The 13,752-nt window shown below is 72.5% G+C and carries 9 protein-coding genes; 7 read left to right on the top strand and 2 right to left on the bottom strand.

Annotated elements, in window-relative coordinates:
* Positions 1–39: 39 nt before the first annotated feature.
* Both AC5L38_RS36430 and AC5L38_RS36425 read right to left on the bottom strand, forming a co-directional pair.
* A complete protein-coding gene (locus AC5L38_RS36430; protein WP_495247358.1) occupies positions 40–1,305 on the bottom strand; it encodes an ADP-ribosylglycohydrolase family protein in 1,266 nt (421 codons plus the stop codon).
* A 520-nt stretch (positions 1,306–1,825) separates the two neighbouring features.
* On the bottom strand, positions 1,826–4,936 hold the full coding sequence (locus tag AC5L38_RS36425) for an AfsR/SARP family transcriptional regulator (protein WP_495247357.1): 3,111 nt from the start codon (positions 4,934–4,936) through the stop codon (positions 1,826–1,828).
* Positions 4,937–5,269: 333 nt separating this feature from the next.
* Here AC5L38_RS36425 and AC5L38_RS36420 point away from each other — a divergent pair, with 333 nt between their 5' ends.
* The 7 genes from AC5L38_RS36420 (at position 5,270) to AC5L38_RS36390 (ending at position 13,637) form a co-directional block, all read left to right on the top strand.
* The gene (locus AC5L38_RS36420) at positions 5,270–6,301 is read left to right on the top strand and encodes a LacI family DNA-binding transcriptional regulator (RefSeq protein WP_495247356.1); all 1,032 of its coding nucleotides are present in this window, start codon (positions 5,270–5,272) and stop codon (positions 6,299–6,301) included.
* Positions 6,298–7,548 carry a sugar ABC transporter substrate-binding protein gene (locus AC5L38_RS36415; protein WP_389916002.1) on the top strand — a complete coding sequence of 417 codons (1,251 nt, stop codon included), beginning with the start codon at positions 6,298–6,300 and terminating at the stop codon, positions 7,546–7,548. The genes AC5L38_RS36420 and AC5L38_RS36415 overlap by 4 nt, the downstream gene beginning before the upstream one ends.
* A gap of 2 nt (positions 7,549–7,550) precedes the next feature.
* Positions 7,551–8,498: a carbohydrate ABC transporter permease gene (locus AC5L38_RS36410; protein WP_495247355.1), complete on the top strand. Its 948-nt coding sequence runs from the start codon at positions 7,551–7,553 to the stop codon at positions 8,496–8,498.
* Positions 8,495–9,364 carry a carbohydrate ABC transporter permease gene (locus AC5L38_RS36405; RefSeq protein ID WP_495247354.1) on the top strand — a complete coding sequence of 290 codons (870 nt, stop codon included), beginning with the start codon at positions 8,495–8,497 and terminating at the stop codon, positions 9,362–9,364. The genes AC5L38_RS36410 and AC5L38_RS36405 overlap by 4 nt, the downstream gene beginning before the upstream one ends.
* Positions 9,365–9,385: 21 nt before the next feature.
* Complete coding sequence (locus AC5L38_RS36400) at positions 9,386–10,957, top strand: glucoamylase family protein (RefSeq protein ID WP_495247353.1); 1,572 nt, start codon at positions 9,386–9,388, stop codon at positions 10,955–10,957.
* Positions 10,958–11,003: 46 nt separating this feature from the next.
* Entirely contained in the window at positions 11,004–12,836 is a 1,833-nt protein-coding gene (locus AC5L38_RS36395; protein WP_495247352.1) for a GH39 family glycosyl hydrolase, read from the top strand.
* Positions 12,837–12,944: 108 nt separating this feature from the next.
* Positions 12,945–13,637 (top strand): RNA polymerase sigma factor, encoded by a 693-nt coding sequence (locus tag AC5L38_RS36390; RefSeq protein ID WP_495247351.1) that lies wholly within the window; start codon positions 12,945–12,947, stop codon positions 13,635–13,637.
* Positions 13,638–13,752 lie beyond the last annotated feature (115 nt).

Genomic DNA, 13,752 nt, shown 5'->3' with positions numbered 1-13,752 from the left:
TCCGCTGAACGCAGGCTCACCACCGGGGAGGCCCGGAGGTCAGGCGCCGGGATACCTCCCGAGCCAGGCGTCGGTGATCTCGTGGTTCCCGGCCGACCAGGCCGCGAAGTCGTCGGCCAGTCCGGTGATGGCGTCGCGGCCCTCAAGGTGGGCGAGCCACTCGGCGGGGAGCGCCGCCTCGCCGTGGAGGGTTCCCAGGAGGTTGCCGCAGACGGCGCCGGTGGAGTCGCTGTCGCCGGAGTGGTTGACCGCGAGCAGCAGCGCCCGCCCCACGTCGCCGGGCGCGGGGTGCGTCAGGGCGCAGTAGACCGCGATGGCGAGCGCCTCCTCGGCGACCCACGCGCCGCCCAGCGACTCCACCTTCTCCGGGCTCGGACCGCCCTCCGCCGCGAGGGACACGGCGCCGCGCAGCGCCAGGCTCGTCTCCTCGTGCGAGGGGTACGTCGCCAGCAGGCCCATCGCCTCCCGTACGGCCCGCGCGAGCGCCGCGGCCGGTTCGTCCGGCCTCTGAGTCCCTTCCGGCTCGACGGGCTCGTGCTCCGCCAGGAAGTGGACGATGGCGGCGAAGGCGCCGGCGGCCAGGTAGCCGGTGGGGTGGCCGTGGGTGATCTGGGCGCACTCGGCGGCCAGGTCGAAGGCGTGGCGGGGGCTCCGCGCGCCCAGGCCGAAGGGGGCCGAGCGCATGACCGTCCCGCAGCCCTTGGAGCCGGGGTTGACCGGTCCCGGCTCGCCGAACGGCGCGGGGGCGACGGCCCGGGAGTCGCGCAGGCCCGACAGGCAGGCGTTCCCGGGGGCGCGCTGGGAGTAGAGCCACTCCTGCTCGCGGAGCAGGCCGGTACGGACCGGAATGTTCCCGGGCGAGGCCGGAGCGGGATCGTTCGCCGGACGATCGTCAGCCGGATGATCGTTCACCTGTCGGTCGTTCGCCGGGTGGTCGTTCGCGGCCGGGGAGGAGGCACGGGCCGGGCGGGTGGCGGAGGGGGCCGGGGAAGCGGGTGGTGGGGAGGGGTGCTGCTGGGTGTCCAGCCAGCGCAGGTAGGCGCGCCGGACCGCGGCGACGTCACCGCCGCGGATCAGCCCCTCCACGGTGAACAGCGTCATCTGCGTGTCGTCGGTGATCAGGCCGACCTTGCCGCGCCAGTCGGGGACCAGGCCGGTCAGGCCCTCCTGCCCGTACTGCCTGCGGATTCTCTTGATGGACTCGAACTCGACGGGAGCCCCCAGCGCGTCGCCGAGCGCGCCGCCCAGCAGGCAGCCCCTCACGCGGCCGCGGTGGTCCGGCGGGTCATGGGCGGGAGGAGGCACGGGACGATCCTTTCGTTGCCGGTTGACATCAATGTAACTTGAGGTTTGAGACTGTGCGCCAAGCCATCGAGGGAGAGCGATCGCCATGCGCATTGTCCAGGTAATCGCGTTCGGGGGGACCAGAGGCACCGGTCGTGGACCGGGTGCCGGAGCCGGTCGCCGGAGCCGGACAGGTCGTGGTCGGGGTGTCCTTCGTGGACGTCCTGTTCCTTGAGAGGGACCGGTCGGGCAGCGAGGTGAAACTTTCGTGAAACCGGTTCCGTCTATTTTGGCCTTGACCAGTTCGGATGCCGTCCGCAGGCGGCATCCGAACTGCGCGTGAGGTGACCGGGTCGTCCGTACAGGGGCTTAACGACACGACACCGGGGCGGTATGGGTGCGGCCGGCCGCCGGCCGTACCCATACCCGGCACCTCGCCTCCAGCGGCCTGGGCGGGATGAGGTTGAGACGGCGGGTCTGTGGGTGGGCGCGTGGGTGAAAGGTCAGCACGGGGGGATGTGGGAGGCGCGGGGGTGAGAGGTCAGCCCTGGGTGGGCGGTGTGGAGGGCGTGCCGTCGAGGGCGCGGCGGGCCCTGAGTGCCCGCTCGTGCCAGACCGGCAGGCCGATGTCGGCGAACTCCCGTATCGCCCGGTCCAGCAAGGCCACGGCCGGCTCGTGATCGCCGCGCTCGGTGGCGAGCCGCCCGCAGGCCAGGCGGGCGCGGGCCGCGACGAAGGGCTCCCCGACCTCCTCGGCCAGCACCAGCGCCGCGTCGAGCAGGCCGGCCGCGTGGTCGAGCTCGCCCGCCAGCAGCTCGGCCTCGCCCATCCCGAGCATGCCGTACGCCTCGCCGATGCGGTCTCCGGTCGCGTCGGCGGCCACCAGCACCTGCTCGAACGCGCCCTTCGCCCGCGCGGGGTCGTTCTGGCGCAGGTACAGCAGTCCCAGCCTGTTGAGGATCTGCGCGACCCCGCGCGTGTTGTCCAGCTCGCGGTAGACGGCCAGCGCCGTCTCCAGGAGCGGGGCCGCCGCCTGGGGGTGGTCGTGCTCGATGTGGATCTGGGCCATGCTGCCGAGCACGTGGGCCTCGGCGTGCCGGTCGCCGACCTCGCGGAGCATCCGCAGTGCCCGCCGGTAACCGTCGAGCGCGGTCTCGATCCGTCCCTCCACCCGCTCGATCAGCGCCGCGTTGAGCAGGGTGAGAGCCTGGCCGTGCCGGTCGCCCACCGCCTCGAAGAGTGGCAGCGCGGCCTCCAGGTGCGGCCGCGCGTCGGTGTAGCGCTGCCGGAACAGGGCGAGCGTGCCCAGCGAGTAGCGCATCGCCGCCTCGCCGCGCCGGTCGCCCGCGCGCAGGGCGGCGACCAGCGCGGTCTCCGAGGTGTGCCGCCAGTCGTCGAAGTGGCCCTGCGCCTCGAACAGGGTGACCGCCGTCATCGCCAGGTCCCAGCACATCTCGCTCAGGTCGAGCCGGGCGGCCTGCTCCACCGCCGCCACCAGGCCGAGCCGCTCGCCGCGCAGCCAGCCGGACGGATCGACGAGCAGGCGGTCGGAGGTGGCCTCCCCGCAGTCCCAGCGCGGCCCGTCGCCGTGCAGCACGGTGTAGTCGCCGCCGTACTGCCGCCGGTGCGCCCGTTCGGCGAGCGCGAGATACCCTCCCGCCAGCCGGGTCAGCGCGGCGGCGGTGGCGCCGGGGGGATCGTCGGTCTCGGCGCGCTCCCTGGCGTGCAGCCGCACCAGGTCGTGGACGCGGTAGCGGGGTTCGCCGGTGCCGTCCTGGCCCGCGTAGTCGACGAGCCGCGCCTCCACGAGCCCTTCGAGGATCTCCTCGGCGTCGCGCGGCCCGGTGTCACGACGGCCGGCGTCGTGCGGGTCGGTGTCGCGCGGCCCGGCGTCGCGACGGCCGCTGTCGCGCGGTCCGGCGTCGTGCGGTGCGGCCTCACCTGGCCCGGCGCCCGGCGGTCCGATGGCGTGGGGGCCCATGTCGAGCAGGGCCGCGGCGACCCAGCCGGCGAAGTCGGGTGTCTCGACCAGGCCGAGCCGCCGGAACAGGGTACGGCCCGGCTCGTCGAGGCCGGAGTAGCCGAGGGCGAGGCTGGCCCGTACCGACAGGGTGCCGTGGGTGAGCTCGTCGAGCCGGTCGTGCTCGGCCGCGAGCCGGGACAGCAGCCGGTCGACGCTCCAGTGCGGCCGGGCGGCGAGGCGCGCCCCGGCGATCCTGAGCGCCAGCGGGAGGTGCCCGCACAGCTCGGCCAGCCGCCTGGCGGCGGCGGTGCCGGAGGTCAGCTCGGCCCGGCCGGTGATCGTGCCCAGCAGCCGGACGGCGGCGGTGTTCCCGAGCACGCCCAGGGCGAGCCGCTGCGCGCCGGGCAGGGCGGTCAGCGCGCCGCGGCTCGTGACCACCACCGCGCAGCCGTTCCCCGCGGGGATGAGCGGCTCGATCTGGGCCTCGTTCGCGGCGTCGTCCAGCAGCACCAGCACGCGCCGGTCGGACAGGTGGGCGCGGTACACCTCGGCGCGCTCGTCCAGGCCGTCGGGGATGGCCGCCCCCGCCACGCCGAGGGCGCGCAGGAAGCGGCTGAGGGCGTGCGACGGCTCGACCGGTTCGGCCCCGGCGCCCCGCAGGTTCACGTACAGCCGCCCGTCGGGGAAGGCGTCCCGCAGGTCGTGGGCGGCCCGCAGGGCCAGCGCGCTCTTGCCCACCCCCGGCATGCCGGAGACGGCGCAGACGACCGGCGCGGCGGCGGGCCGGTCGCGCAGGGCCGACATGAGCCAGCGCAGCTCGGTGTCGCGCCCGGTGAGGTCGCTCACCCCGGCGGGGAGCAGGGACGGGGCCACAGGGGCCACGGCAGCTACGGGAGAAGGCGCGGGGACTGGGGCGTCTGCCGGTGCCGCCTCGCGCCGGGGGTCGAGGTCGACCCGGGTGTCCCCGCGCAGGATGGCCAGCTCCAGCGCGCGCAGCTGCGGCCCCGGCTCCAGGCCCAGCTCCTGGGCCAGGACGGTACGGGTGCGCCGGTAGGTCTCCAGCGCCTCCGTGCGCAGCCCGGCCCGGTGCATCGCCACCATCAGCCGCGCGGTCGTCGACTCCACCAGCGGGTCCTCCGCGACCATCGACAGAAGCTCGGGGATGACCTCCGCGTGCCTGCCCAGCGCCAGGTCGGTGTCGATGCGCTCGGTCAGCACCCGCCTGCGGTCCTGCTCCAGGCGTCCGGCCGCCTCCGCCAGCTGGGCCACGCCGTCCAGCCCGGAGAAGGCCCGGCCGTTCCACAGCGCGAGCGCCTCCCGCTGCAGGACGGACGCCGTCTCCGGGTCCCCCTGGTTCAGGGTCCGCCTGGCGCGCTCGGCCAGGTCGGCGAAGTGCCAGGCGTCGACCTCCTCCGGCCGCGCGGACAGCGTGTAGCCCGAGCGGTCGTGCCGGATCCGCTCGGGCGCGTCGAGGGTCCTGCGCAGCCGGTGCACGAGCACCCGCAGGTTCTTGCCGGCGCGCGGCCCGAGCCGCTCGCCCCACAGCGCGTCGATCAGCGTCTCGGCCGTCACGATGCGGCCCCGCGCGCAGACGAGGAGTGCCAGCAGCTGCTCCTGCCTGCGTGAGGACAGGCGGACGGGACGTCCGTCGATGATGATCGTCACGTCGCCGAGCACCCGGAATCTCATCAAGCTCCCCGACCGGCTCGCGGATCTCACAGATCTCACAGATTTCAGGGGGCGAGGTGCACGCCGCCGCGCCCTGGAGGTTATGGACTGCCCGATTCCGGCGAGGATAGCTCGGATGATCTTTTAACGGTAGTCGGTCGGTGTTCGTCCGGGCCGGCCTGGCGAGCCTCGTGAACACCGGGGTGCCGCCGTGCCCTTTTGGTAACGGTGATATAACAAACCTTTACCGGCCGGTCCGTCCGATGGTTGACTCCGGTCATCCACTGTAAGCGCTTCCACTTTTCGTCGCCATCGAGTGTAAGCGCTTCCACTACTCGGCAGATCGGACGACGGGTGCCAAACAGTGACGAAGGTCAGGGTGCGACCATCTACGAGGTCGCGCAGCGGGCGGGCGTCTCCATCGCCACCGTCTCCCGGGCGCTGCGCAACACCGGCCCCGTCGCGGCCGGAACGCGCGAGAAGGTGCTGAGGGCGGTCGAGGAGCTCAGCTTCACCCCGAGCCGCCTCGGCGTCTCCCTGGCCCAGGGCCGCCACGCGGCCAACGGCATCGTCTTCCCCGACCTGTCGGGCCCCTACTTCGCCGAGGTCCTCCTCGGGTACGAGGAGGTGGCCGCCGAGCTCGGCCGCTCCGTGCTCATCCTGTCCACGCGCGGGCGGGCCGCCGTACAGGACCTGGTCAGGGACCTCGTCGGCCGGGTGGACGGCATGGTGATCTTCGGCAGGACCGTCGAGGACGCCGTGGTGGACGAGATCGTCAGGAGCAGGACGCCGCTGGTCCTGCTCGCGCGCGACCCCGTCGAGCGGGCGGACGCGGTCTCCAGCGAGAACACCGCGTCGGCCGAGGCGCTCGCCGCCCACCTGCTCGGTCACGGCTACACCACCTTCGCCCTGGCCGGGGACGACGACCGGGGCGACGTCACCCAGCGCTGGACGGGAGTCAGGCGGGTCCTGTCCGCCCACGGCATCCGGCCTCCCGCGCCGCTGCCCTGCGAGCTCACCGTGGAGGGCGGGTACGCGGCGGGGCGGACGCTGCTCGGGGAAAGAACGACCGGAGCGCGCCGTCCCGAGGCGGTGATCTGCGCCGACGACCAGGTGGCCCTGGGCGTCATCCTGGCCGCCGAGGAGCTCGGCCTCGACGTGCCGGGCGACGTGGCGATCACCGGCTGGGACGACATCATGGCCGCCCGCCACGCCAGGCCCGCCCTCACCACGGTGCGCCAGCCCATGCGCCTGCTCGGCGCCCGCGCCGCCCGCGCGCTGGACGAGCTCATCAAGGGCACTCGTACCGTCCCCAACTCCGAGATTCTCCCCACCCAGCTGGTCGTCCGATCCAGCTGCGGGCCTCACCCCCTGGAGGAAAAGTGAAGAAGTACGCCGTCGGGATCCTCGCGCTGGGGCTGGTGCTCGCCGGGTGCGGCCGGAGCACCGGAGGGGCCGCGGAGCAGGCGCGAGACGTCGACACCGGCAAGGCCACCGGCGAGGTCACCGTCTGGGCGATCGGGGCCGAGGGGGAGGCGCTGGGCGCCTTCGCCAAGGACTTCGAGACGGCCAACCCCGGCATCACGATCAAGGTGACCGCGCTCGGCTGGGACGCGGCCCACGACAAGATCACCGCGGCCATCGCCGGGAACGCCACCCCCGACGTCACCATGCTGGGCAGCACCTGGATGGGTGAGATGGCCAAGACCGGCGCCCTCGACCCCACCCCGGCCAACCTGATCGACAAGTCGGCGTTCTTCCCCGGCGCGTGGGGCACGGTCGAGGTGGAGGGGACCGCGTACGGCGTGCCCTGGTACGTCGAGACCCGCGCCCTGTACTACCGCAAGGACCTCGCCGAGAAGGCGTCGGTGAAGCCGCCCGCCACCTGGGAGGAGACCACCGCCTTCGTGAAGGCGCTCAAGGAGAAGGGCGGCGCCTCGCTCGGCGTCGAGCAGAACTTCCGGCAGGGCTCCTGGCAGGAGGTGCTGCCGCTGGTGTGGCAGGCGGGGGGCGAGATCGTCTCGGGTGACAAGTGGACGCTGGACACGCCCCAGATGGTCCAGGCGCTCAAGCACTACGGCTCGTTCTTCGAGAGCGGGCTCGCCAGCACCGACCAGCCGACCGGCGCCTTCCCGCAGACGTTCGTCAAGGGGAAGGTCGGCGCCTTCTACTCGGGGCCGTGGATGATCGCGGGCCTGGAGAAGGACGGCGGCGAGGGCTTCGGCGACAAGCTCGCCGTCGCGCCCTACCCGAAGGGGAGCGCGGGAGGCCCCAGCCTGGTCGGCGGCAGCGACATGGTCGTCTTCAAGGACTCGAAGAACCGCGACGCCGCCTGGAAGTTCCTGCGCTGGCTCGTCGACCCCAAGGTCCAGGCCACCTGGTACACCAAGGTGAACGCGCTGCCCAGCGTCGAGGCCGCCTGGCAGGACCCGGCGCTCACCGCCGACGAGCGCGTCACCGTCTTCGGCGACCTGCTCAAGGACGCCAAGGCCGTCCCCGCCGTCCCGACCTGGGAGCAGGTGGCCAAGGTGATGGAGACCGAGGTCGAGAAGATGGCCCTGGGCAAGCAGACGGCCGAGGAGACGGCCAAGCGGATCCAGGAACAGGCCGAGACCATCGGGACCGGGGTCTGACCATGGTGGTCATCGAGCGGGTGGGCTCGCGCGAGCCCACCGGACCCGCCCCCGCCGGGGCGCGGCGATCCGGGGGAGGGTTCCGCCGTACCGGCCTGGCCTGGGTCTTCGTGACGCCCTTCGTGGTGATGTTCGCGGTCTTCTGGGCGGGGCCGCTCCTCGTCGAGCTCGCCATGAGCTTCACCGACATGCGCAGCACCGACGTGCGCGACCCCCTCGGGGTGAACCTCGTCGGGATCGACAACTACCTGCGATTGTTCGACGACGAGCTCATGCGCAAGGCGGCGGTCAACACGCTGATCTTCGTGGTGACCGCGCTCCCGCTCACCATCGCCCTCGGGCTGGCCGCGGCCGTGGCGCTGAACTCCGGGATCGCCCGGCTGCCCGCCGCGTTCTTCCGTCTCGGCTACTACCTGCCGTACGTCACCAGCATCATCGGCGTCGCGGTGGCCTGGCGGTTCCTGCTCGAACCCGACGCGGGACTGGTCAACCAGGTGCTCGGGGCGGTGGGCGTGGACGGCCCCCGCTGGCTCGCCGACGAGGACCTGGCGCTCCCGGTGATCATCGTCATGACCGCCTGGCGGAGCTTCGGCTTCGACATGGTCGTCCTGCTCGCCGCCCTGCAGGGCATCCCCAGGGAGCTGTACGAGGCGGCGGAGGTCGACGGCGCCGGACGCTGGGAGCGGTTCCGCTCCGTAACGCTGCCGATGCTCCGCCCGGCGCTGCTGTTCTGCACCGTCTACAGCTCCATCGGGTTCGCGCAGTTCATGGAGGAGCCGCTGGTGATGACCCAGGGAGGCCCGGCGGGGGCGACCACCTCGGCGTCGCTCGCCATCTACGACCAGTTCGGCTCGGGCAACTACGGCTACGCCGCCGCCGCGGCGAGCGTCCTGTTCACCGTGATCGTGGCGCTCGCGGTCCTGCAGTTCCGGGTCGGGAGGTCCAGATGAGATCGGTCCAGGACCGCCGGGTCCCCGTGAAGCGGACTCCGGGCGGCAAGGCGCTGGTCAAGCGCCGCTTCTCCACGTACGCGCTGCTCAGCGCCGGGCTCGTGGTCGTCGTGCTGCCGTTCGTCTGGACGCTGCTCACCTCGTTCAAGCCGGAGACCGAGATCAGGCGGACCCCGCCGGACCTGCTGCCGGTGCAGTGGACGCTCGCCAACTACGGCGAGCTGCTGGAGAAGATGAACATCACGCAGGTGTTCGTCAACAGCGCGGTGGTGGCCCTCGCCACGGTCGCGGGCAACCTGCTGTTCTGCTCGATGGTCGGGTACGCCTTCGCCAAGCTGGCCTTCCGCGGCAAGAACGTGCTCTTCGCGCTGGTCCTCACGCAGATGGCGCTGCCCGCGATCGTGGTGATGATCCCGCAGTTCGTGCTCATCGCGAAGCTCGGCCTGGTCAACACCTTCCTCGGGATCATCCTGCCCGGTCTGGTCACCCCGCTCGGCATCTTCCTGATGCGCCAGTTCATCGCGGACATCCCCGACGAGCTGATCCACGCCGCGCGGGTCGACGGGGCCAGGGAGTTCCGCATCTTCTTCAGGATCGTCATGCCGCTCTGCAGGCCCGCGCTGGCCACGCTCGGCCTGATCACGTTCCTCGGCTCGTGGAACAACTTCCTGTGGCCCGCGGTGGTCGCCCAGAGCGAGGACATGTACACGCTGCCCGTCGCGCTGGCGATCTTCAACGGCTACCAGGGCACCCAGTACGGCCTGCTCATCGCCGGGGCGGTGGTCGTCGTGCTGCCGGTCCTGGTCCTCTTCGTCTTCCTGCAGCGCTTCTTCACCCAGGGCATCGCCTCCACCGGACTCAAGTAACCCCCCATGTAAGGAGCCCCCGTGCGTCGTCGTCACGTGGCCGCCCTGACGGCCTGTCTCGCCCTGATCACCGCCGCTCCGTCTCCGGCCTCGGCCGCGTCTCCCCCTGTCTCCCCCGACGTCCCCTCGACGGCTTCGAGCGCCGAGCGGCAGCGGGAGGTGCTGCGCCGCTACGCCGCCGACACCTGGAAGTCCATGGCCGCGATGGCCGACCCGGCGACCGGGCTGCCCTCCGACAAGATCGACGGCTCGCTCGACCCCGCCACCCGCGCCAAGGTGACCTCGCCGACCAACATCGCCACCTACCTGTGGAGTACGGTGGCCGCCCGCGACACCCGCCTCATCTCCAAGGGCGAGGCCCTGCGCCGCGTGAAGGGAACGCTCGCCTCGACGGCGAAGCTGGAGCGGCACGCCCCGACCGGCCAGTTCTACAACTGGTACGACCCGCGCACCCTCCAGATCGTCCGCACCTGGCCGGAGAACGGTTCCGCCGTCCAGCCGTTCCTGTCCAGCGTCGACAACGGCTGGCTCGCCGCCGCCCTCATGATGCTCAGAAGCGCCGTCCCCGAGGTCTCCAAGCAGGCCGACGCGCTGGCGAGGAGCATGGACTTCGAGTCCTACTACGACCCGCAGGCGCGGCCCGACGCGGGCACCGGCCTGCTGCGCGGCGGGTTCTGGCCGGACAAGCCCACCGGCTGCTCGGTCGAGAGCGACTACAACGGCTCGGGGACCACGGTCCACTCCACCTGCCACCACTACGGCGCGCTCACCGAGGCCAGGATCGCCAGCTACGTCGGCATCGCCCTCGGCCAGCTCCCGCCCGAGCACTACTACGGCATGTGGCGCACCTTCCCCGACACCTGCGACTGGGCGTGGGCCGAGCAGAAGCCGGTCGGCGCCTGGCGCAAGTACATGGGCGTCAACGTCTTCGAGGGCACCTACGGCTACCGCGGCATGCGCCTGGTGCCCACCTGGGGCGGCAGCATGTTCGAGGAGCTGATGGTGACCCAGCTCGTGCCGGAGGACGTCTGGGGCGCCAGGAGCTGGGGCCGCAACCAGCCCGTCTACATCGCCGCCCAGATCGAGCACGGCATGAACGAGGCGAAGTACGGCTACTGGGGCTTCTCCCCGTCCAACGACCCCGCCGGGGGCTACCGCGAGTACGGCGTGGACGCGATCGGCATGGACACCCCCGGCTACACCTCCGACCAGGAGCGCACCTCCGTCGACTACGGCTTCGAGGGATGCCGCGAGGGAACGCCCGAGCCGGCGTCGTACGGGGACGGCGTGGTCACCCCGCACGCGTCGTTCCTCGCGCTGCGCCACACGCCCGGAGCGGCCCTCGCCAACCTCGCGAAGCTCAAGGCGAACTTCGACGCCTACGGGCCCGGCGGTTTCTACGACGCGGTCGCCGTGCGCAGCGGCAAGGTCGCCGAGCAGTACCTCGCCCTCGACCAGGGAATGATCATGATCGCGCTCGGCAACGCGCTCGCGGACGACAGCCTGCGCCGCCACTTCGCCACCCGCGACGTCACGGCCAGGCTCGCTCCCGTGCTGCGCCAGGAGGAATGGGCCGTCGTGCCTCCCAAGTGAGCCGTACTCCAGCAACCACCCAACCGACCATCGGGGAGACGTATTCATGAGCACGGCCGACGCCGCACGCCAGGACTGGCAGGCACGCATCTACCGGGCGTCGGGGGAGGTGACCTCTGCCCGTCCGGCCGGACGGGTCGAGGTCGCCGCCCCCGGCGGCCTGCGCGCCGACAGCGGGGGCGGGCACGTCACGCTGACCTGGGAACCGGTGGCCGGGGCCATCGGCTACATCGTCCACCGCGCGCCCGCCGAGGAGGGGCCGTACACCTCCACCAAGCAGCGCGACGTCGACGTGCCGGCCGTGCCGGACCCGCGCTACGTCGACACGCGCGGGGAACCGGCCTGGTACCGGGTCGCGGCCGTCACCGCCATGGAGCGGACCGGGCCCTTCAGCGACGCGGTGTTCGCCGCGCCGCTCGCCGAGCCGGGCGCGGCGGCCCTGCGGGTCGACGCCTCCGCGACCACCCGGCCGCTGCCCAGGCCGTGGAAGTACATGATCGGCTCCGAGCACCTGTCGTACATGCTGTCCCCCGACACCGTGGGCGGGCGCCCGATCGGCCCCGAGCTGACCGAGGCGCTGTGGACGATGCGCGACGAGCTCGGCGTCGAGACCGTGCGCGCCCACGCGATCCTCTGCGACGACCTCGGCGTCTACCGCGAGGAGGACGGCAAGCCCGTGCACGACTTCAGCCGGGTGGACGAGGTCTACGACACGATCACCGCGTTCGGCATGCGGCCGATCGTGGAGCTGTCGTTCATGCCGCGCGACCTCGCCGCCGACCCGTCGAAGACGGTCTTCGGCTACGAGGCGATCATCTCGCCGCCCAGGGACTACGACCGCTGGGGCGACCTGGTCCGCGACCTCACCCGCCACCTCGTCGACCGCTACGGCCTGCGCGAGGTGGTCGACAACTGGGCCTTCGAGGTGTGGAACGAGGCCAACCTGGAGGTCTTCTGGAGCGGCACGCCGCAGGAGTTCTTCCGCCTGTACGACGTGTCGGCGGCGGCGGTCAAGGACGTCCACCCCGACATCCGCGTCGGCGGCCCGTCGTCGGCGGCCAACGGCTGGGTCCAGGAGCTGATCGACCACGTGGACGCCTCGGGCGCGGCGCTCGACTTCGTCTCCACCCACACCTACGGCAACGCCCCGCTCGACTGGCGGCCCGTCCTGGAACGGCACGGCCGCGCGGGCACGCCGATCTGGTGGACCGAGTGGGGGCCGACCCCCACCCACTTCCACGGCATCGGCGACGGGCCGTTCGGGGCGGCGTTCCTGCTGCACGGGATGAGGTCGGCGGCCGGGCGGGTGGACGCGCTCGCCCACTGGGTGGCCTCGGACCACTTCGAGGAGCTGGGCCGCCCACCGGCGCTCTTCCACGGCGGGTTCGGCCTGCTCACGGTCGGCAACCTGCGCAAACCCCGCTACCTCGCGCTCACCCTGGCCGACCGGCTGGGCGAGGACGAGCTCGCCTGTACGGCCGGCGGCGACGTCGCGGGGGTCGAGGCGTGGGCGGCGCGCTCGGCCGGCGGCACCGTCGGGGTGCTGGTGTGGAACGGCACCCTCGACCAGGACCGGGCCGACGGCGCGGAGATCCTGTCGCGCGAGGTCACCCTCACCGTCGAGGGCCTGGCCGCGCGGGAGTACGCGGTCAGCCACCACCGGATCGACGAGCGGCACTCCAACATCCGGGCGGTCTGGGCGGAGATCGGCGGGGACGCCGTCTGGCCCGAGGGCGACCAGTGGGAACGGCTCCGCGCCGCGAACACCCTGGACGAGCTGGAAGGCGCCCGTACCCTCCAGGTGGAGGACGGGACCCTGCGGCTGGAGTTCTCCATGCCCATGCCGGCCGTCTCCTACCTGGAGTTCACCCCGGCCTGACGGGGACGCGTCCGATCGCCGGGCCGCTTTCGGGAACCGCGGGCACGCGGGAGGGCAACAACGGGTGTCCTGACCGAGAGCCGAGAGGCCGGATATGAGTGACCGGATATGAGTGAGACGAGCCGGACCCGGACGGGTGCGGGGACGGGGACGGGCGGCACCTTCCCCGCCGGTGGGGCGGGGGATCACGACCCCTTCCCCGTCGGCGGGGCGGAGGCCGACGACGCCTCCCTCATCGTGCTGTCACGCCGGGAGCCGGAGGCGTTCGCCGCGGTCTTCCACCGGCACGCGCCGGACATCAAGCGCTACGTCACCCGGCGGCTGGGAACCGACGCGGCCGAGGACGTCGTGGCTGACACCTTCCTCGCGGCGTTCCGCGGCAGGGAGGGCTACGACCCGGCGCAGCCCAGCGCGCGCCCGTGGCTGTACGGCATCGCGACCAACCTGATCAGGCGGCACAAGCGCGTCGAGGTGCGGCAGCTGCGCGTTCTCGAACGGACCGGCGTCGATCCGGTGACCGTCCCGTTCACCGAGCGCAGCGACGAGCGGCTGAGCGCCGGTGCCGCGCGGCGGCGGCTGGCGGCGGCCCTGGCGAGGCTGCCCGCGGGCCACCGGGACGTGCTGCTGCTGGTGACGTGGGGCGGCCTCACCTACCCCGAGGCCGCCCAGGCGATGGGCATCCCGGTGGGCACGGTCCGCTCGCGCGTCAACCGGGCCAGGAGCAAGGTGCGCGAGGAACTCGGCGGGGTCGACCCCACGTCCGTCAGCGAGGAGACCTTCCGTGACTCCTCCGCTCCTTGAAAGGAGCGGCTTCTCGTTAAGCCGCTTGCGCGACGTCGCGAAGGGCAAGCCCTGCCCGCAGGATGTTGGTCGCCGCGTTCACGTCGGCGTGCGCGACGTGTGCGCACCGCTGACA

The sequence above is a fragment of the Streptosporangium nanhuense genome (genome assembly GCF_059358815.1).
The sequence above is the reverse complement of the archived record's forward strand: the minus strand, read 5'-3'. Positions and strand labels throughout refer to the sequence as shown.